The sequence below is a fragment of the Pseudomonas nabeulensis genome (assembly GCF_004682045.1).
GTDB lineage: Bacteria > Pseudomonadota > Gammaproteobacteria > Pseudomonadales > Pseudomonadaceae > Aquipseudomonas > Aquipseudomonas nabeulensis.
This window is the reverse complement of record NZ_QUZT01000005.1, coordinates 25766-45668: the sequence shown is the minus strand read 5'-3', so window position 1 is coordinate 45668 and position 19903 is coordinate 25766. Positions and strand designations below refer to the sequence as shown.

18 protein-coding genes, 2 tRNA genes and 1 pseudogene are annotated in these 19903 nt (G+C 57.5%); 8 read left to right on the top strand and 13 right to left on the bottom strand.

Annotated features, from left to right (window positions below):
• Positions 1–15: 15 nt before the first annotated feature.
• The 3 genes and pseudogenes from DYL61_RS04420 to DYL61_RS31820 all read left to right on the top strand — a co-directional run bounded on the left by DYL61_RS04420 (position 16) and on the right by DYL61_RS31820 (position 3493).
• On the top strand, positions 16–1428 hold the full coding sequence (locus DYL61_RS04420; protein ID WP_135307355.1) for an aminotransferase-like domain-containing protein: 1413 nt from the start codon (positions 16–18) through the stop codon (positions 1426–1428).
• 97 nt (positions 1429–1525) lie between these two features.
• A pseudogene (locus tag DYL61_RS31825) lies at positions 1526–2632 on the top strand (HAMP domain-containing protein); the annotation flags it as partial.
• Positions 2612–3493 (top strand): methyl-accepting chemotaxis protein, encoded by an 882-nt coding sequence (locus DYL61_RS31820; protein WP_420825063.1) that lies wholly within the window; start codon positions 2612–2614, stop codon positions 3491–3493. The pseudogene DYL61_RS31825 and the gene DYL61_RS31820, both read left to right, overlap by 21 nt.
• Before the next feature lie 33 nt (positions 3494–3526).
• Here DYL61_RS31820 and DYL61_RS04410 read toward each other — a convergent pair whose 3' ends face one another.
• Together DYL61_RS04410 and DYL61_RS04405 are read right to left on the bottom strand one after the other, a co-directional pair.
• Positions 3527–4339, bottom strand: a complete 813-nt coding sequence (locus tag DYL61_RS04410) for an alpha/beta fold hydrolase (RefSeq protein ID WP_135307353.1) — start codon at positions 4337–4339, stop codon at positions 3527–3529.
• A gap of 241 nt (positions 4340–4580) precedes the next feature.
• Positions 4581–5339: a hypothetical protein gene (locus tag DYL61_RS04405; RefSeq protein ID WP_135307352.1), complete on the bottom strand. Its 759-nt coding sequence runs from the start codon at positions 5337–5339 to the stop codon at positions 4581–4583.
• Positions 5340–5709: 370 nt separating this feature from the next.
• On the opposite strand from DYL61_RS04405, the gene DYL61_RS04400 reads away from it, so the two are divergent.
• The 3 genes from DYL61_RS04400 to DYL61_RS04390 all read left to right on the top strand — a co-directional run bounded on the left by DYL61_RS04400 (position 5710) and on the right by DYL61_RS04390 (position 8024).
• A tRNA-Glu gene (locus DYL61_RS04400) sits at positions 5710–5785 on the top strand.
• A gap of 3 nt (positions 5786–5788) precedes the next feature.
• Positions 5789–5864 (top strand) — tRNA-Gly (locus DYL61_RS04395).
• Between the two features lie 225 nt (positions 5865–6089).
• Positions 6090–8024 carry a tyrosine-type recombinase/integrase gene (locus DYL61_RS04390; protein WP_135307351.1) on the top strand — a complete coding sequence of 645 codons (1935 nt, stop codon included), beginning with the start codon at positions 6090–6092 and terminating at the stop codon, positions 8022–8024.
• Here the strand turns inward: DYL61_RS04390 and DYL61_RS04385 are convergent.
• Positions 8018–8668 carry a LysR family substrate-binding domain-containing protein gene (locus tag DYL61_RS04385; RefSeq protein ID WP_167497936.1) on the bottom strand — a complete coding sequence of 217 codons (651 nt, stop codon included), beginning with the start codon at positions 8666–8668 and terminating at the stop codon, positions 8018–8020. The genes DYL61_RS04390 and DYL61_RS04385 overlap by 7 nt on opposite strands.
• A 294-nt stretch (positions 8669–8962) precedes the next feature.
• Here DYL61_RS04385 and DYL61_RS04380 point away from each other — a divergent pair, with 294 nt between their 5' ends.
• Positions 8963–9274, top strand: coding sequence for a helix-turn-helix domain-containing protein (locus DYL61_RS04380; protein ID WP_135307349.1), 312 nt, complete (start codon positions 8963–8965; stop codon positions 9272–9274).
• A 373-nt stretch (positions 9275–9647) separates the two neighbouring features.
• On the opposite strand, the gene DYL61_RS04375 is transcribed toward DYL61_RS04380, so the two are convergent.
• Positions 9648–10232, bottom strand: a complete 585-nt coding sequence (locus DYL61_RS04375; RefSeq protein WP_135307348.1) for a superoxide dismutase — start codon at positions 10230–10232, stop codon at positions 9648–9650.
• A 436-nt stretch (positions 10233–10668) separates the two neighbouring features.
• Here DYL61_RS04375 and DYL61_RS04370 point away from each other — a divergent pair, with 436 nt between their 5' ends.
• The gene (locus tag DYL61_RS04370) at positions 10669–11202 is read left to right on the top strand and encodes a helix-turn-helix transcriptional regulator (protein ID WP_228392664.1); all 534 of its coding nucleotides are present in this window, start codon (positions 10669–10671) and stop codon (positions 11200–11202) included.
• 56 nt (positions 11203–11258) lie between these two features.
• On the opposite strand, the gene DYL61_RS04365 is transcribed toward DYL61_RS04370, so the two are convergent.
• The 9 genes from DYL61_RS04365 to DYL61_RS04325 all read right to left on the bottom strand — a co-directional run bounded on the left by DYL61_RS04365 (position 11259) and on the right by DYL61_RS04325 (position 19855).
• Positions 11259–12074: a DUF1460 domain-containing protein gene (locus DYL61_RS04365; RefSeq protein WP_135307346.1), complete on the bottom strand. Its 816-nt coding sequence runs from the start codon at positions 12072–12074 to the stop codon at positions 11259–11261.
• A gap of 117 nt (positions 12075–12191) precedes the next feature.
• Positions 12192–12575, bottom strand: a complete 384-nt coding sequence (locus DYL61_RS04360; RefSeq protein ID WP_135307345.1) for a VOC family protein — start codon at positions 12573–12575, stop codon at positions 12192–12194.
• Positions 12576–12661: 86 nt separating this feature from the next.
• Positions 12662–13348, bottom strand: coding sequence for a class I SAM-dependent methyltransferase (locus DYL61_RS04355; protein WP_135307344.1), 687 nt, complete (start codon positions 13346–13348; stop codon positions 12662–12664).
• Complete coding sequence (gene ribD / locus DYL61_RS04350; RefSeq protein ID WP_135307343.1) at positions 13345–14064, bottom strand: bifunctional diaminohydroxyphosphoribosylaminopyrimidine deaminase/5-amino-6-(5-phosphoribosylamino)uracil reductase RibD; 720 nt, start codon at positions 14062–14064, stop codon at positions 13345–13347. The genes DYL61_RS04355 and ribD overlap by 4 nt, the downstream gene beginning before the upstream one ends.
• The gene (gene hisI / locus DYL61_RS04345; protein ID WP_135307342.1) at positions 14039–14527 is read right to left on the bottom strand and encodes a phosphoribosyl-AMP cyclohydrolase; all 489 of its coding nucleotides are present in this window, start codon (positions 14525–14527) and stop codon (positions 14039–14041) included. Before hisI ends, ribD begins: the two co-directional genes overlap by 26 nt.
• Before the next feature lie 105 nt (positions 14528–14632).
• Positions 14633–15784 carry an L-threonine dehydrogenase gene (yiaY, locus tag DYL61_RS04340; RefSeq protein WP_135307341.1) on the bottom strand — a complete coding sequence of 384 codons (1152 nt, stop codon included), beginning with the start codon at positions 15782–15784 and terminating at the stop codon, positions 14633–14635.
• Between the two features lie 169 nt (positions 15785–15953).
• Positions 15954–17339, bottom strand: coding sequence for a dihydroorotase (locus DYL61_RS04335; protein ID WP_135307340.1), 1386 nt, complete (start codon positions 17337–17339; stop codon positions 15954–15956).
• Positions 17336–19366, bottom strand: a complete 2031-nt coding sequence (gene thrS / locus DYL61_RS04330; RefSeq protein WP_135307339.1) for a threonine--tRNA ligase — start codon at positions 19364–19366, stop codon at positions 17336–17338. Before thrS ends, DYL61_RS04335 begins: the two co-directional genes overlap by 4 nt.
• The gene (locus DYL61_RS04325; RefSeq protein WP_135307338.1) at positions 19367–19855 is read right to left on the bottom strand and encodes a hypothetical protein; all 489 of its coding nucleotides are present in this window, start codon (positions 19853–19855) and stop codon (positions 19367–19369) included.
• Between the last annotated feature and the right edge of the window lie 48 nt (positions 19856–19903).

Below are 19903 nucleotides of genomic sequence, written 5' to 3'. Positions count from 1 at the left end.
TGAAGTGAGTGGCTCATGGATTTAGGGATCGATCGACAAGCCCTTGTACCGGTGGTGCAGCAAATCGTCAGTGCGGTAGCGCAGTGGATTCGCAACAGCGGGGCGAGCCCCGGCACCCGTCTGCCGTCCATTCGACAATTGGCCCAAGACAACCTGCTCAGTCAGTCCAATGTGATCGAGGCATTTGAACGGATGGTCGCCCAGGGGGTGCTGGCATCGAAGCAAGGCTCGGGTTTTGTGGTGGCCCATCCGCCGCTTGTGCATGAAGGCCAATGGTATGAAGGTGCGGAGCGGATCTGGGGCGCCTTTGCTGATAATCCGCTGGGCGAGCTGAAACTGGGCTGTGGCTGGTTGCCGGATACCTGGCGCGAAAGTGATGACATCAGCTACGCCATTCGTGAAGTCACACGCACCGACACCGCCGGCCTGTTCAACTACAGCACGCCGCTGGGCCTGCCCGTGCTGCGCGAGCAATTGCTCAAGCGCCTGACTCAGCTTCACATTCCCGCCAGCGTTGACGGCATTCTTACTACGGCAGGCGTCAGTCACGCCCAGGACCTGTTGATACGCACGCTGCTCAAGCCCGGTGATTGCGTGGTGGTGGAGACACCCGGGTACGGCAACCTTTATCGTCAACTGGCGTTCCAGGGCGTCAGCGTGCTTGCAGTACCACGTATGCGAGGCGGCCCGGACATTGCGGCGCTCGAAGCCCTGTTGCTCCAGCATCGCCCCAAATGCCTGTTTATCCATAGCCTTTATCACAACCCCACCGGCACCAGCCTGTCTCGAGGGGTGGCCGAGGACCTATTGGCGCTGGCGCATCGCGAGAACTTCCTGATCATCGAGGAGGACGTGCTGGGCGATCTGCAGCACGCCAGCTGCACGCGGCTTTCGGCCTTGCCCCACGATGAACGGGTGATTTATGTCGCGAGCTTTTCCAAGACCCTGAGCAGTGCCCTGCGCGTGGGGTATCTCAGCGCCAGCGCAGCGCTCATCGCGCAACTGGCCAACTTAAAGACGCTGACCGGCTTCGGCACCTCGCGGTTTGCCGAGGCGGTGGTCGCGTCCTTGTTGGCCAATGGCACCTATCGCAAGTGGGTGCAGCGCCTGCGCAAACGGCTGAACGCCGAAATGGCCGCCACATTGCAGGTGCTGGAAGACGAAGAGTGGGAGGTGTTTGCCGTACCCGCAGGCGGCATGTTCCTGTGGGTGCGGCCGGGTGGCGGGGAGTTTTCGCGGTTGCAGGCTTGCGCCCGACGGCTGGGGGTATTGTTGTCTCCAGGCTCGCTGTTCTATCCGAGTGGTGAGCACAGTGAGTGGTTGCGTATCAATGTGGCCTATGCGAGCGACCCGCGTGCACAGGCGTTGTTTCGGGAAATGGGCCCTGCCAGATCGACCTCGACCATTCTGAAAACGACGAGCATGTAGCTTTTTGCCATTATTCCGGCGCCAGCGTCTTGTGTTGAGTGCCTCTGGATTGCGAATCTCGCAGCTTGGAAACCCGGTGCAAGAGGATTCAAGTGCAATGATTTCGTCCGTGCAACGACGTTTCGCCAGCCTGGGCATGGCAAAAAAACTGGGCTCGGGCTTTGCCTTGGTGTTGCTGCTGACGGCCCTGGTGGCCGTCATCGGTGTGGGGTCCCTGCAATCGGTGGGTCAGCGTTTTGAAGGCTTGAATGCCATGTCTTCGCTCAACAGCGGCTTGCTCAAGGTTCGTTTGATTGAGCAGGACTACGCGCTGCATGCCGACCCCAAGGCTGTCGACGCGCTGCATGAAAGTGTTGATGCCTTGGCGGCCCTCGCAGCCAGCCTCAAATCCCAATCCGCCGCGAATGTCCCGGTGATGACCGACGTCGAGCAGGCGTTGGCGGCGTATCGCAAGGCGTTTGATGAGTTTGTCGAACTGACCCAGACCAAGGACCTGGCGCTGGAAATGGCCAGTTGGTCGGTGTCCAGCGTGGCCAATAACCTTGACGTGTTGCAGGCCGGGCTGGCGGACGACGGCGCTTATGGCCTCAAGGAAAGCCAAGGCAAGGAGGGCGCCGAATTTATCGAGCAGGCCGGGCAAGTCAGCCAGGTGTCGCGCTTGATGCTGCAAGCGATGAACGAAGCGCGGCTGCGGTTGGACCAGAGCCGCAAGGTGAGCGAGGACGACGCCGAGCAAGGCAAGATCGAACAGGCCGAGCAGGCCTTGGCTCAGGTCGAGCAACTGAAAACCTCGGTCAAGGACCCAGGTTATCAGACGGTACTCAATGAAGTGTCCGGGCATATCGCGGCGTTCAGCGAGAAACTCGGCGAGTACACCGGCCTGCTGGCTCAGGAAAAGGTGGTTTACAAACAACTGAATGATCGGGCGGCCCAGGTGGTCAGTCGGGTCAACCAGGCCTACGACGCCGAAGACCAGTCGATGCAGGCTCAGTTGAATAAAAGCACCGTGTTGATCATCGGCTCGTCGGCGCTGGCGCTGTTGGTGGGGTTGGTCGCGGCCTGGGTGATCACGCGATTGATCGTCGCGCCGCTGCGCAGCGTGATTGCCGTCGCCCAGCAGATTGCGGCGGGTGATTTGAGTGGGCGCATGGACGTCAGCCGCCGCGACGAGATCGGCCAGTTGATGCAGGCCATGCAGCAAATGGGCAATGGCTTGAGCCATATGGTCAGTGGCCTGCAAGCGGGTATCGAGCAACTGGCCAGTTCGGCGCACTCGCTGTCCAGCGTCACCGAGCAGACCAATGTCGAGGTCAGCAGCCAGAAGGAAGAAACCGAGCAGGTTGCCACGGCGATGAACCAGATGACCGCCACCGTGCACGACGTGGCGCGAAATGCCGAAGAAGCCGCGCAGGCGGCGCAGACGGCGGACGACAAGGTCGACAGCGGCCAACACGTGGTGCGCCAGAGTTTGCAACGCATTGAATTGCTGGCCACCTCCAGTACCAGCGCCAGTGCCAGCATCGAGAGCCTGAGTGCGGAAATCCAGAATATCGGCACGGTGTTGAGCGTGATCAAGAGCGTGGCCGAACAGACCAATTTACTGGCGCTCAACGCCGCCATCGAAGCGGCCCGTGCCGGCGAGCAGGGCCGCGGCTTTGCGGTGGTGGCCGATGAAGTGCGGGCACTGGCCAAGCGTACTCAGCAGTCCACCGAAGAAATCGAGCGGTTGGTCAGCACCCTGCGCAGCGCGGCGCAGTCCTCGGTGCAGCAGATTCAGGAGAGTGGTGAGTTGGTGAAGCTGGCCGTGAGCGATGTGCTGGAGACTGAAAGCGCCTTGGGCAGCATCGCGGTAGCCGTGTCGTTGATCCAGCAGATGAACCAGCAGATTGCCGCCGCCGCCGAGCAGCAAAGTTCGGTGGCCGAAGAGATCAATCGCAGCGTGACCAGCATTCGTGCCAGCGCCGACCAGTCGGCGTTGAGCATGCAGGGCAATGCCGCGTCGAGTATCCAGTTGGCGCAACTGGGCACCGAATTGAAAGGCATGGTGGGGCACTTTCGCCTCTGATCGCCATAGAGCGGCGATCAAAGGCGAGGGCGGTCAGGCGTTGTTGACGAGGAAGGTCAACAGCGCTTCGTTGACGAAATCCGGGTTTTCCCGCGCGCTGATATGGCCTGCTTCCGGGATCAGGATCAGGCTGCAGCCGATCAGTTTGGCCATTTCCTCGGCTTCGGCGGGTGGCCGGGGTTTGTCATGCTCGCCGCACATCACTTGGGTGGTGTCGGCGTCCAGGCGTGGCAGCTGTTCCAGAATGTCTTCACGGCTAAAGATCAACCGGCCCAGGGGCACGATGCTGTCCAGCAGGCGCTCACGGGAATACGCCTGTAGCGACGCGCGAAAGTCCTGGTACAGCGCAGATTCGCGGTCGATGCCCGGGCGGAAGAAAATCGGTGCGATCACATCCAGCAGCGGCTCGGGGATGGCGCCGGCGTCCTCGATCATCTTGAACAGCGAGAAGTAATACTGGCGGGTAGCCTCGGGCTCGGCACCGAGGTAGGTGTCCATCAGCACCAGGCTGTTGATGCGTTGCGGCGCCAGCAACGCCAGGCGTGCGCCCCACATGCCGCCGACCGAAAGGCCCACCAGATTGGCCTGCTCGATATCCAGGTGATCCAGCAGGGCCAGGGCCTGGCGTGCCAGGTCATCGAGGGAACGGGTTGGCGCAGGCAGGGGGCCCGATTCACCATGGCCCCACAACTCGGGAACGATCACCCGGTATTGGTGCGACAGGGCTTCGATCTGCGGTGCCCACATGTCGTGGCCCCACAGGTAACTTGACCCCAGCAGGACGACCGGGCCGGTGCCCTGGTCGATGTAGTGCAGCGGTTGTCCATCAATGACGGCGACAGGCATAGCAGGCCTCTGACTTCACGGAGTGAGGGGCATTTTTTACGCTAGAAGAGGGCGGGGGGATAGATGCAAAGTGATGGCATGTGCCGATGGGGCGGGATTGTTGTAGTGAGCGGGCTTGCCCCGCGCTGGGGGGCGAAGCCGCCCTAAAACCATACCGCTCGGTCTATCTGACACACCGCGGCGCCTGGGTTTAGGGCGGCTGCGCCCCCCAGCGCGGGGCAAGCCCGCTCACTACAAGGTCTTAGTCGTAGATGACTTTCTTTTTCCACTCGGCATCGGCGTCGACGACTTTGAGGCCTTCGGTCAATTCGTTGACTTCGTCTTCGGCGGGCTTGCTGTTGGTCAGCACAGTAGAGTTGGCGCGGGCCAGTTGCGCTTCCAAGTGTTGCAACTGCGCGCTGTAGATCACCGGCTCCGGTTGTTTGCGCAGGTATTGCACGCCACGTTCGAAGGCCAGGCGCGCCTGACCCGGTTGGCCTTGTTGCAAGGCATGCTGGCCGAGGTTGTTGAAGAACTCGATGTGCAGCAACACCAGAATGTGACGGATTTCCTTGATCCAGTGCTTGGCCTCATTGGTCGGCAGGAAGCCATCCTGGGCCGCGCGGGTGACCTGGCCGTGCAGCGCCTCAAGCAGGAAGCGCACATCCTTGGCCTTGGCTTCGGTCTGGATCGGCGCCGGCGGGTTGTTCACCGGGATTGACTCGCCCTGGGCGATTAATGCATTCAACTCGGTGATACGCGTCTTGAGCGGTGCGCTGCTCTTGTTGAGGTGGAGCAGACGCTGGTTGACGTTGAGCTCCAGGCGGGTCAACAACAGTTTGAGCGCCGGGGTCATCAACTGGCCTGGGAACGTTTCGGTGATTTCACCGCAGCGGCGCAGGCGATCGTTAAGTTCGATCTCGGTGCGCTTCTTTTCCAGTTTGTTGTTTTCCACCACATGGTTCATGTAGCCAATGGCGATCAGTATTACGATCCCGGCTATTACCAGCAGGGTGATCATGAGTGGTGTCACCGGTGTGACCTCTTTATAGGGTTTGCTGTGGAGTGTAGTGACTGGGCCATCCGGCGGATAGCGCGGATCGACCAGTTGTCCAGGTAGAGGCTTCTATATAAGCAAAGGTTCCATGGGTGGATGCACATTGCCATCATCTGTTGGAACGAACTATAGCGTCTTGTCGTGCGTCAGAATATAGGCGCCAAGGCTCAGACAGGCAGAATCCCTGCACAGCCCTGGAAAGCAGGGCGAAGTCATTGATTTTAATAAATTTATCCTTGGGGGTTGACGACCTTTCAATCCATCCATAGAATGCGCGCCACTTAACGCGTAAAGCACATCGCGAAACGCGTTAGGTAGTGAATGTTGTACGTGTGTCCCCTTCGTCTAGTGGCCTAGGACACCGCCCTTTCACGGCGGTAACAGGGGTTCGAGTCCCCTAGGGGACGCCATATGCGGGAATAGCTCAGTTGGTAGAGCACGACCTTGCCAAGGTCGGGGTCGCGAGTTCGAGTCTCGTTTCCCGCTCCATTTTAAGATCTGCAGACATCCACTGACGTCTGTAAGTCGTTGAAAACAGGGCCGAAAGGCCCTTTTTTCATTCCAGTGACGTCCACTGAAATCCACTCGTATCCACGACTTTTTAGTCCATAATTTAGTCCATAAATACGGGTGTGAGTGGTTCCGCATTGTTGCTGGGTGCGAGCGGTGAACAAGTCCAGGATTGGCCCTAACTCTGCAAGTTAGGAGCTACCCATGGCACTCTCCGAAATGGCTGCACGCAAGGCCAAAGCAACTGGCAAGGCCTATACACTAGGCGATATTGACGGCCTCTCTCTCGCTGTCACGGCTCAAGGTGGCCGCACTTGGCACTTCCGCTACTGCTGGGCGGGCAAACAAAAACGCATGTCCCTAGGCACCTATCCCGAGGTGGGCTTGCGCGAAGCCCGAGAACTGCGTGATCAGGCTCGCGCGCTTTTGGCCAAAGGCATCAACCCAAAACTCGATCGCAAGCACAAACGTCAGGCTGTGCGGCTGGCAGATGAACACACCTTCAAGGCAGTGTTCCTGCAATGGGTAGAGCATCGCAAACTGGAACTCAAAGAGGGACGCCAGAGCACGCTCTCTCAGATTCAACGCATTTTTGGTAAAGATGTATTGCCTACGCTGGGCAAGCTATCCATCTACGATGTCCGTCGTGCCGATCTGCTGGATGTGTTGGCCAAGATCGAGCAGCGCCGAGCATTTACCACTGCAGAAAAGGTACGGACATGGTTCAACCAATTGTTCCGTTATGCGCTGGTGAAAGTCGAAAGGATGGAGGTCAATCCTGCGTCCGATCTGGATGTTGTGGCCGTTCCCAAGCCCCCAGTGGTTCACAATCCCTTCCTGCGTCTGCCGGAACTGCCTGAGTTGTTGCAGAAGCTGCGCGGCTATCGTGGCGCGCTAACAACGCAACTTGGCATCCGTCTGTTGCTGTTGACGGGGGTGCGGACTGGCGAACTGCGTCTGGCGACCCCAGATCAGTTCGATTTGGATCAGGGGCTGTGGATCATTCCGCCCGAGGTGGTCAAGCAGTTGCAGTTAGATATGCGCAAGAAAGGCAAGCGCCCGCAAGACATCCCTCCCTATATCGTGCCACTGTCTGTCCAGGCTATTGAAATCGTCCGCCACCTGTTGAGGGAGGTGCGGCCTGCTCAGCGCTACCTGCTGGCTCACCGCAGCGACTTGAAAAAGCGAATCAGCGAGAACACTCTTAACTATGCGTTGAACCGGATGGGATACAAGGATGTGCTGACTGGGCACGGCGTCCGCGGAACGATCTCCACTGCCCTCAACGAAGTGGGCTATCTGAAAATTTGGGTCGATGCGCAGTTGTCCCATAGCGATCCCAATCAGGTCAGCGCAGCTTACAACCATGCCATGTACGTGGAGCCTCGGCGCAAAATGATGCAGGACTGGGCTGATCGCCTTGATCTTCTGGAACAGAACCAGGTGGAAGCTGCCAGTACCCATCTCCACATCCATATCGAAGGTATGCCGACCCTGGCCGATGACGATGTATTGCCCGGAGCTGCGCTTGCGCCTTCGATGAGCGCATCATCTTCGTCTGGTCACGCGCCCATTGTTGTCAGTTCGGTTGGTCAAAGTGCAGCCTTCCAGCGCCTGCCTGCTGTGCCAATCTTGCAGAAGGCGCCAAAAGAGCAAGAGGACGAGGTGTCAGCAATTCAGCGCGAGCGTGAAGCGATGCTTGCCATCTATGAAGACTCAAGCAGCTTGCCTGTTCCTTTGTTTGCCAAGCTGGCAGGCAAGTCCAAGGATCAGATCAATCGCGAACTGAAGGCCGGCAAGCTACTGTCCCTCAGTCTGGGCAATCGGGGGCAGCGCGTTCCTGATTGGCAACTGGTGCCGCTCAAGCAAAAACTGGCGCAAACCCTAATGAAGCAATGCCCGGAGGCCGATTCGTGGGAGTTGTACCATCTGCTGACGAAGCCCCATCCCGGTTTAGACGATCGTGCGGCCATCGACATGGTCACGCCGACCAATCTAGGGCTGGTACTACAAACCATCAGGCCTCGTCATGAACCGATGATTGATAGGACGACTGACTCGTCCCAAGTCCATGAACATGTTTGGCAAGGCGTGCGGCAGTTGGTAAGCAGCGTGCCGATGTTTGAAGAAGTTCAGTGATGTGCAGATGAGCCTTGGCTAGCCAAAGCACGTTCGATAAATCGAAGCGTCTCAGATGAAGCTTGGCTTCGGGAGCTAAGTAAATAGGTGGTCAGGCTCTCAGTGCCTTCGGCAAAGGGCCTGGCCACCACACCGGCTGAACGCGCGGCATCAATCCAAGAGCGAGCGGCCAATCCGATGCCGTAGCCGGCCGCGACCAAAGCTGTCATGAAAGAAAAACTTCTGGCATGAGCCTCGATCTGCGGCGTGACTGCGGCCGTGGCGAGCACGGTCGCAACACGTTGGTGCATCGCGGCACAAGCCTCAGGATGCCACATCACCAAAGGGTATTCTGCAAGAACAGGCAAAGGAATAGCCGGGTAGGCCAACAACGGAGAGCGGACAGGCACGGCAACTGCCAGTTCGTCATGCCATAGCGGCGCTACGCTCAGGCCGTGTCCCGATCCTGCCTCAAGACTAAATCCCAAGTCATAGCGACTGTCCATCAAGCCTGTGCATTGCTCCGTCGAGAAAACTTCAGTGAACGTAAGAGAGGTTTCCGGCTCTTCAACTCGCTGGCGTGCAAGGAGCGTTGCTAATCGCGCATGGAATGCCCCGAACGACAAGGCGATCCGCAAAGGACGGTGTTCACTGTTGGCGAGCATGTTGCGCTCCGTGTCTGTAGAGAGGCTGACGCCTTCTGTAAAAGCTGGATTGACTGATGAATCAGCTGGCGGTGAGTCAGGGCGCGCCGCGCAAGCGCCCGTGTCTTGAGGCATGCCCAAAGGCCACCATCTCAAGGTAGGTACGTTCTGCTACGGCCTCGCTGTCGCAAGGGTCCAAACCTGGACAAGTTCTCGTCTCGTCGGAAAAGTCGTCATCCAGGCAACGCATTAATATAGCAGGATGAGTTAAATTTAACGTGGTTTAAGGCGGACTTGTATTTCAGGCTTCTGCTGATGCAGAAGCGTACTATCCAAAGAGGTCGCCCTACAGGCGCAACGACATACGAAGCAGAGCCCGCCCGCGCGTTTGGTCAAGCCGTCCGTGCCGCTCGGCACTACCAGGGCATCGCCCAGGAAACGCTGGCTCAATTGGCGAACATAGAACGTTCGCACATGGGAAAGATCGAGCGAGGTGAACATATGCCCACCTTGGCGATTATTCTCAAGATATCCAAGGCGCTGAAATGTAGTGCTGCGGATCTGATGACGGCCACCGAGAAAAACCTAGAAGCGCAGAGCCAAATCAGCATTGATCCGCCTGTTTAGTCCGAACATTTTCCCGTTTGGTACCGTGTACGCCAAGAGCAGCATACGCCGCTGGTTGGAGTGTCAATTGATGGAGTGGTATGCAGGGAGTGCGGGCCTCTCGGCTCCGATTGGAGAGTCAATTCCCCACCCGGCAAGGTTCCCACGTTACCTATCGTAGATAGTGCGAGGAGATGGGGCGGCGGAGAGCCCAATGCTTCGATGAAGGTCTCAGCCGAGTTAGAGATGGACATGGCGGCCGGCTGTTGCGTCCGGGCCCAGGCGCTAAGAAGCCTGGTCGACACCGTACACAGCCAGCGTCGACCCGGGCGGCATCACCTTCATTCCCTATGGGGCGATCCGGTAGGCTGAACCCTAACCGCCATTGGGGTAGTCATGAACAGAAGTTGGCCGAGGCGAAGTCCCAGTTGACCAAGTGCTTGAGGAACGTCTCTATGAACTTGGGTCTGGCATTGCGGTGGTCGATGTAATAGGCATGCTCCCATACGTCCAGCGTCAGTAAAGGCACGTCGTCTGAAGTGATCGGGGTGAATGCATTGCTGGTGTTTGTGATGTCCAGCCTGCCATCAGGCTTCTTGACTAGCCACGTCCAACCAGAACCGAAGTTGCCAGTAGCGCTCTTGGTAAAGGCTTTCTCGAATTCGCCATGATCGCCCCAGCGTTCGGCAATTGCCTGTGCCAATGCTCCTTCTGGCCGGCCGCCACCCTGTGGCTTCATGCTGTGCCAAAAGAACGTGTGGTTCCAAATCTGAGCCGCGTTATTGAAAATCCCGCCACTGGAGCGGCGAATGATGTCTTCGAGGCCTTGACCTTCTAGCTCTGTACCCTGCACCAAGGCATTAAGGTTGTTGACATAGGTCTGGTGATGCTTGCCGTAGTGGAAATCTAAGGTTTCTTCACTCATGTGAGGCGCCAGGGCCGATTTGGCGTAGGGCAACGGGGGAAGTTCGTGTTTCATAGTGGCCTCCAAGGTCTATAGAAAAGCGACCGAACATCACCAGATGAAGGGTCGCGGAAAAACGCAGGATTGTTGGGCTCCTTGATCTCCAGCCTGGCACCGCCACGCACCGCGTTAACGGTGAGCAACGGCGAAGCAATGCCACAGTCCCGGCAGGACAATCGAACTCGACAAATACTGGTTGGAGACGAAAAGCCCTACCTACAGCCAAGCTTTGGGTAGCCGAAAGCCCACGCTATTCATTGCCAGGCAAAGGCGCATACGCTACATTAATAAAACAAGGTAATGCTTTGAATATTATGGAGGCACCATTAATTTGTCAAGAACACGCTTGGAAAATTGCGCTGAAGCTGCATCCTCAACAACTGATCGCCTACTCCACCTGCTCAAGACACGCGGCCCGCAACAAGCGGCAGACGCGGGAAGAGTTCTGAGCATGACGGCTGAGGCCGCACGTCAGCAGTTCAACAAGCTGGCCTCATCGGGGCTGGTGGAGGCGTACACGCAAGCCAGAGGCGTTGGCCGCCCCAGCCAATTCTGGAAGCTGACGGAGGCGGGTCATAGCCGCTTTCCAGATACACATTCGGAGCTGACGATCCAGTTGCTGGATACGGTGCGCCAAGCATTTGGTGAACAGGCGATCGACCGCTTGATCGATATGCGTGAGCAGAAAAGCCGAGAGTGGTATTTGCACGAAATGAGCGATGCTCATGATCTGAAGGAGCGGGTGAAGCGCTTGGCGCAGCTGCGTTCGCGAGAGGGTTACATGGCCGAGTATGAGGAGCTGGACGACGGCACCTTGCTGTTCATTGAAAACCATTGCCCGATCTGCGCAGCGGCCACTGCATGCCAGGGCTTCTGTCGAGCAGAACTAATGGTGTTCGAGCAAGTCTTGCGGGCACGCGTAGAGCGTATCGAACACATCATCTCCAACGCCAGGCGCTGTGCTTACAAGATCACGCCTCTTTGACGAGTGTCTCTAACGCAGAAGGTTCCGTGGTTCACTCGTCCAGTCGTCTCTTCTGGCTACTCCGCCCTAAGCACAACAATACCTGGTGTCGAAGCAACGTACTCCATGAACGGCGAATCAACTACTCGCATATTCTCCGCTTTTGATGACGCATTTCTGAACCAAACGCCTTGCTCATTTTTAATAACTATTCCAACGTGAGATACGTCAAGGCCAACGCTTGGTGAATAAATACCGATGTAATCACCTGTCTCTAGTCTATTAATTACCGTTTGGTTTATTGCATGTGTGGGTATGTAATTGATTTCCCTGTGAGTAATGCCAAGCCCTGGCACATACTCGCCCCCATCGGGTTTGCTGTTCAGTTCCTTTTCCGCGGTGATGTAGGAGTGACTGATTTCCTTTGTCACATCGCTGGCATTTGCGGGTGTGGCGGCATACCAATCAGAAAAGAAATGCTTTCTGCTACGATAGTCTACTCGTCCGTCGACATACCGCGTTCTGACAAGATTTTTTATGAAAGTCTTCTCGTCACTGGATCTGGTCAAGGCTTCGACATAGTCAATGAGGGTGAGGCAATCCACCTCACTAAGGTCAGCAACGAGAACTTCGGTAGTAGATGAGGAGCCGATAAGCCTGTTGGCCTGATATGGTGTTGCCAGAAAAGCAGATGACACGCTTGCGATCACATCTCCATGACTGGTCGAGTGTCTCGATAGAGCCTTGCTGCGAAGTATGCCGTCTACCTTTTCAGCCGTGAATTGATCTTGCTTAATAAAATCAACTCTTTCATGGGCAGATACATAAGGGATCGTTAAGGCGAAAATAACCGAGAGGGGGATTGCCCGTGCTATCTGGGTGAGCACGCGCATTAGAGGGCACTTCTGACCCTCTTCCAGCATACGGCTGATATTAGGGTTTTCAGTTGTAATGCAGGCTCTATTGCCCTGTATCCTTGAACTCATGATGCCATCATCTCTCGCAAACCGTTACTCATCTTCTCGTTCAGAAATCTCTATGAGATTGAGATCAGGATCGCGCAGATAGATGGAGCGAATTGGAAAGCAAGCGCCCGTTCGCCGCACAGGTCCTTCAATAATCTCAACACCCTTGCTCTTGATGTGAGCAATAATTTCATCGAGCGGGCGCGACGCAATGAAGCATAGATCCAAAGCACCCGGCACGGGTAAATGTGCTTTCGGCTCAAATTCCTTGCCCTTTACGTGCACATTAATTTTCTGATTGCCGAACTTGAATGCTTTTCTCCCTTCACCGAAAGTTTCCAGGGTCATGCCTAAAAGGCCAACATAGAAATCAGTACAAGCTTGTTCATCAGTGGTTGTGAGCACCAAGTGATCCAGATGGTCAATCATAAGTAAACACCCTGAATTTCAAATAATTAACTTTAACCAGATGGCTGCGTCACCGATCACTTCACCCGACCAGCTGAAAGCAGCACTCAGCATTCAGTATCATTTCGCTTGATCAATCGGAAGACTATTTTTGTCTGAGTATAATAATCTAACGTATCGCGAAAATCCGGCAGCCATCCGCTTGGCATGTAGGGTAAAAAACCATCGAAATCGAGTTTTCTCGCGGTAACAAGGAAGCCTGCAGCTTTGAAAATTTCCGCGTAATCGGTGATCGAGCGATCCTGAACCACGGTATTGGTGCGTTCGGCGACCAGGTCTCGCCAGCGCGGCCACAAGGGATTGTCGGAGTGGCAGCCCGTCACCGCGTAATAGACACCGCCTGGCTTCAATACCCGCAAAATATCCTGTGCATGGCCGGCCAAATCCTCAATGAGGTAGATCACTTCGTGGCTGATGGCAATATCGAACTGATCGTCCCAGCCTACTAGCTGCACATCGGTCTGGTACTGGACAGGCAGCATGCCCTTGAGGTCGTTGGCCCGCGCCACCGATTGCTCGGCAATGTCCACGCCCAGCGCTTTGCGAAAAGGCCGTAGTGCGTGCAGGTGGCGCAAGAAGCCGCCCTGGTTGCACCCGAAGTCCAACACGGTCTTGGTAGACAGATCGTGTTCAGGCATCAGTCCGATCAAGTGGCGCCAGATCGGCGCGTGGCCTTCAGCCATAGCTGCTTCAGCGTCAGGATCAACGTACCAGGTGGGAATGGATGAAGTCATAAGGGATTCTCCAGAGGGCGCGGGGATCCCAAGGCAACCGCGAAGGGATCACCGGTATAGATTGCGACGCTGGTCAGCCCGAGCTGACCGAGGTGAGCTAAGACATCCGTGTCTCGGTTGATATCAAGGACGCTGGAGTTTTCTAAGGTGCGCTGAGTGGTCAGTACCAAGGTGGGCAGACCCTGTTGGGTCATCAACAAAGCATCTTCTCCATCGGGTACCCTGCCGGCCGGCTCATTCAGCCAAGTGACATGCGGAGTTCCAGTGTGCACGCGGTGCAGAAAGCCCATCATGATGCATGCGGCTTCCTTGGCCCCTTCGCCGATGGCGACGTCGATTCCCGCCTCAGCCAACTGTCGGAAGCCGCCTCCGTTCACCCGTGGATCGGGGTCTTGTTGCGAAGCGACCACACGGATGATACCGGCCATGATAATAGCGTCTGCGCATGGCGAGGTATGGCCCCAATGACAACACGGCTCCAGGGTCACGTACAGGGTGGCTCCCCTGGCGGCTTCGCCGGCGATGTCCAGCTCAACCCGTTCGGCATGAGGCCGGCCACCGGGCTGAGTGGCCCCTTCGCCAATGCAGATGCCGTTCTTTACGATTACGCAGCCGACAGGTGGATTGGGCCAGACATGACCGCGCATCGCCTGCGCCAGATCAAGCGCTCGCCGCATCCAGCGGGCATCGTCAGAGCTGTGTAGGGTTGGGTGCATCGCCGTAGACCTGTTTCGGGTCAAACGTCTTGTCCGATTCGGTAAAGATCAGTGTGTCGCCCTGTCCGCGCTCGTTGCCGACCGGGACGCGGCGGTAGAAGCAGGACCGATAGCCCACATGACAGCTCGCGCCTGAGCCCGCGACGCGCACGCGCAGCCACACGGCGTCCTGATCGTCGTCAATCCGCAATTCCTCTACGACCTGAACTAGGCCACTGGTCGCGCCCTTGTGCCATAAGGCCTGGCGTGACCGGCTCCAGTAGTGGGCCTCACCCGTCTCGATAGTCTTTTCTAGGGCATCCTGGTTCATATAGCCCAGCATGAGCACTTCGCCGTTGGCTGCATCGGTGGTCACACAGACGATCAGACCGTCGCGGTCGAACTTCGGTGCCAGTTCATTGCCTTCTTCGACTTGCTCAATGGAAGTCCTCTCGTAAAAAAACACACTTCCTAACTCTGCCATGTTAGCTCCTCTATTCCACATGAACTTATGCTTCTCTGTCGTGACGTTGAGACACCAGACGTGCCACTACTCGCGGCATGTCTGGCAAAGGGCCGCCCCGATGGATCAGAATGCCGCCGCAAAAATACTCTCGATTTCAGCTTGCGACGCAGGACGGGGGTTGGTGAGACCGCAAACATCTTTCAGTGCGTTCTCTGCCAAGACAGGAATGTCGCTGTGCTTTGCTCCAAGCTCGCTCAGCCCTGCAGGAATGCCAACATCCTTGGACAACTGACGAATCGCCGCGATTGCAGCAACAGCTCCAGCCCCAGCGTCCAATTGTCGGACATCCACTCCCAATGCCTGCGCGACATCGCGCAGACGGGCTGCGCTCACACTGGCATTGAACTCTTCGACATGCGGCAGTAAAACGGCATTGCATACCCCGTGTGGCAAATCATAGAAACCACCGAGCTGGTGGGCCATCGCATGTACATAGCCTAGTGAGGCATTGTTGAATGCCATACCGGCTAAAAACTGCGCATAGGCCATGCTCTCGCGAGCCTCTAAATTTTTACCGTCGGTGACCGCGTTTCGAAGATTCGCCGAAATCAGTTCAATCGCTTTGATAGCGCAGGCGTCGGTGATTGGTGTTGCGGCCGTCGAAACATACGCCTCGACGGCATGCGTGAGCGCATCCATCCCTGTAGCGGCGGTGAGCCCCTTAGGCATACCCACCATCAGTTCGGGATCGTTCACCGATAGGATCGGGGTAACGTTGCGATCGACGATCGCCATTTTTACATGCCGCTTTTCATCGGTGATGATGCAAAAGCGAGTCATCTCACTGGCCGTACCGGCTGTCGTGTTGATGGAAATCAGCGGCAGTTGGGGCTTGGCGGAACGATCCAAACCTTCGTAGTCGCTGATGTGCCCTCCGTTAGATGCGCAAAGTGCAATCCCCTTGGCACAGTCGTGGGGCGAGCCACCCCCGAGGGAAATCACGCAGTCGCATTGATTGGCATGCAACATAGCCAAGCCAGCCTCAACATTTGCAACCGTAGGGTTCGGCTTGGTTCCATCAAAGATGACACTTCCGATGTCTTTTTCGGCCAACAGACGCGCAACTTGGTCTGGAACCCCCACAGAAGCCAACCCCGCATCGGTCACGATCAACACCTTGCGGAAACCGAGATTATGGATGGCTTGCATAGCCTCATTGAGGCTGCCCGCTCCCATCATATTGACTGCAGGGATAAAAAAAGTTGTTGATGCCATGAGAACTCTCCTTTCATTTACGGGTTGGTACACTTCACTGACAGTCAGTGAAATCCTTGCTGCTCACATGGTTCGTTGACAGAAAGGCGCTTCGATCGTGTGTCGTGGCCAATATCGAAGTTGCTGGCACATAGGCGTTACTGCGTATCCACCTCCGAATTCAACGGCGTTAGGCATACGTGCCCCCTTGTTGCCCCAAGGAATTTGTTTCCAAAAAACGAATAGGCTCGCCTGGCGGCTGAAGAGAAACCAAATGCGCATCACGTACGACCACATGGCCGCGCACGACCGTATGAATAGGCCACCCCGTGACGGTCACGCCGTCATAGGGGGTCCAGCCGCTAACGCTGGCGATCCAGTCATTGCGGATGGTGCGGCGTGCTTGCAGATCGACGATGCTGAAATCGGCATCGAAACCCAGGGCGATGCGACCCTTGCCTTCAATCCCGAAGATGCGTGCTGGGCCACCGCTGGTGAGGTCGACCAAGCGTTGCAGGCTCAGGCGACCCGCATGTACATGGTCAAGCATCAGCGGCAGCAGAGTTTGTACGCCGGTCATGCCGCTGGGTGACTGCGGATAAGCCTTGGCTTTTTCGTCAAGCGTATGCGGGGCGTGATCGCTTCCGATGACGTCCACCACACCATCGCGTATGCCTTGCCACAGTGCGTCTTGGTGGCGTTGTTCACGTACTGGCGGATTCATTTGTGCCAGGCTGCCCAGACGTTCGTAGCAGTCGGGCGCGTGCATCGTCAGGTGGTGCGGCGTGACTTCCACCGTAACGCGGCTCTTGTGCCTGGCCAGGTACTCCATTTCGGCCGCACTGCTGACGTGCAGCACGTGGATGCGCCGGCCAGTTTCTGCCGCCAGCTGCACGATGCGCTGGGTGGCCATCAGGGCACTGGTCTCGTCGCGCCACACAGGGTGTTGGCGCACATCGCCGCTGGTCTCGACGATAGCTTTGCGTTCGCGCAGCCGGGTTTCGTCCTCGGCGTGCACGGCCATACGGCGGCGACCGTGGCGCAGGATGCGGCGCAGCACCTCGGTATCGTCGGCCAGCAGGTCGCCGAAGGAGCTGCCCATGAAGACCTTGACGCCGGCGCAGCCAGGCAGGTTTTCCAACTCCAACAGCTGCTCGGCATTGACCGCCGAGCCGCCGATATAGAAGGCATGATCGCACCAGGCGCGGCCACTCGCCGCATCCAGCTTGGCCTGCAGGTCGGAGGGGGTGAGCGTCAGCGGGCTGGTGTTGGGCATCTCGAAGATGGCCGTGACACCGCCCAGCACTGCGCCGCGAGTGCCCGCCTCAAGGTTTTCCTTATGAGTCAGGCCAGGCTCGCGAAAATGCACCTGACTATCGACCACGCCGGGCAGTACATGCAAACCGCAGGCGTCGAGCTGTGTATCCGCACTCCAGGTCTGCTGCAGATCGCCCAGTGCCACGACGCGGCCATCCACGCAGGCCACGTCGATGCGCTCGGCCCCGTTGGGGGTGATGACCGTGCCGCCCTGAACCAGCAGATCGGCATGACGGCGGGGGAGGCGTTGATCGTTCATACGCTGGCCTCTTGCGGTGCTTTTGCCTCGGCAGTGTTGCCATAGGTCGCCAAGCGGGCACGTAAGTCGCTTAGCGCCGCCTGGCGTGTCGACAGATCCGGGGCCTGCGCCTGGGCCAGCAAGTACGCCACGGCTTGATCCAGGGGCAGCGTGCCGAGATCCTCGCCCTCACGGCTACGGATGGCGATGGTGCCGTTATCGCGCTCCCGGGCGCCGGCCACCAGCAGGAACGGGATACGCTGCAGCGTCTGCTCACGGATCTTGTAGCCGATCTTCTCGTTGCGCACGTCGGCCTCGGCGCGTAGACCAGCACTGCGCAGCAGCTGGGCCACATCCTGCACATAGGCGGTGTGATCTTCGGTGATCGACAGCACCACAGCCTGTACGGGCGCGAGCCAGGCGGGCAGCTTGCCAGCGTGGTGCTCGATCAGGATGCCGGTGAAGCGTTCCAGTGAACCGAACAGGGCACGGTGCAGCATGACCGGAGGTTTGCGCTGGCCGTCTTCGTCCACGTATTCGATACCGAAGCGCTTGGGCAGATTCATATCTACCTGCAGGGTGCCGCACTGCCAGTCGCGGCCGATAGCATCGCGTAGCACGAATTCCAGCTTCGGGCCGTAGAAGGCGCCTTCACCAGGGTTGAGCTGGTACTCCAGGTCCATACCCTCCAGCGCTTGAATCAGTGCGCCTTCGAGCAGATCCCAGGTCGCGTCGTCGCCCATACGGTTATCGGGGCGGGTCGAGAGCTTGATGCGCACGTCCTCGAAGCCGAACTGGCGGTAGATGTCCAACACCAGTGAGACGATCTCCCTGCATTCGCCGTCCATCTGCTGCGGCGTGCAATAGATGTGCGCATCGTCCTGGGTGAAGTGGCGAACCCGTAGCAGGCCATGCAGCGAACCCGAGGGTTCGTAACGGTGCACCTTGCCGAACTCTCCCATGCGGATCGGCAAGTCGCGGTAGCTCTTGAGGCCGTGGCGATACAGCAGCACGCTGCCGGGGCAGTTCATCGGCTTGAGCGCCAGCGCGCGGCCGTCCTCGGTCTCGGTGGTGAACATATGATCGCGGTAGTTCTGCCAGTGCCCAGAGATTTCCCAAAGGCTGCGATCCATCACGTCTGGGGAGTTCACTTCCACATAGCCGGCATCCTGCTGGCGGCGGCGCATGTAGGCAATCAGTTCCTGGAACACGGCCCAGCCACGTGGGTGCCAGAACACCGCGCCCGGTGCATCTTCCTGAAAGTGGAACAGATCCAGCTCGCGTCCCAACTTGCGATGGTCCCGCTTCTCGGCTTCTTCAAGCCGCTGGATATATGCGTCGAGCTGCTTCTTGTCGGCCCAGGCCGTCCCATAGATGCGTTGGAGCTGCTCGTTCTTGGCATCGCCGCGCCAGTAGGCGCCGGCCAGCTTGGTGAGCTTGAAAGCCTTGAGAAAGCGTGTATTGGGCACGTGAGGACCACGGCACATGTCCACGTATTCCTCGTGGAAGTACATGCCCATGGTCTTCTCGTCCGGCATGTCCGAGATCAGGCGCAGCTTGTAGTCTTCGCCACGCTCCTGGAATAGGCTGATCACCTCGTCACGCGGCAGTACGCGCTTGACGACATCGTAGTGCCTGGCGATCAGTTCGTGCATGCGCGCCTCAATGGCGACCATGTCCTCGGGGGTGAAGGGACGCTCGTAGGCGATGTCGTAGTAGAAACCTTCGTCGATTACCGGACCGATAACCATCTTGGCGGAAGGAAAGAGCTGCTTGACGGCGTGGCCGACCAAGTGCGCACACGAGTGCCGGATGATTTCCAGCCCTTCTTCGTCCCTGGGGGTGATGATCAGCAGCGCGGCGTCGTGGTCAATCAGGTCGCAAGCATCGACCAAACGACCGTCAAGCTTGCCCGCCACAGTGTTTTTGGCCAGTCCGGGGCTGATGGATTGAGCAACGTCGAGCACCGTCACGGGGAGACCGAACTCACGCTTCGATCCATCTGGCAAGGTGATTACGAAAGTCTGATTGGAAGCAGTCGAGGTCATTTACTGTGGCGCCTGTGGATGAAACGGTAACGACGACTGATGAAGGACAATTCTGACCCTGCCGTCATCGCAAATCTTGAAGACAAAACTCTTGTTGACGAAAATGTGGCTATCGTCACCTCCGACGAAGTGAACGTTGCACTGAACGATTGCAAGGTCGCCATGAAGCACATAATCGAGTTTGTTGAACCAGACCTTCACCCAAGGCTTGAGCTTGAAACCCTTGTCGTCTGGAAACTCGGGATTGCCGCCAATGAAGTAGGAAAGTGCGCCTTCCTTGGTCGAGCGAAAGGTCTGTAGACCGAAGGTCAACGTCGGCTTGAACAGCACCTTGCCCTTGTCATAGTCGTAGTTGTCACTGAGTATCTGCGCTGCTGTGGCCGCCACATCGCCACCTTCTGAGTGGATCTTGCCAATCCGGACGACGTTGTCGCACCACAGTTGAAGGCTATCGACCACCAACTGGTCGGTAAAAGTTTTGCTGGTCATGTACTTCTCTTTCTGAAGTGCCTCGATGAGGCTTTGGTAAATCACCGC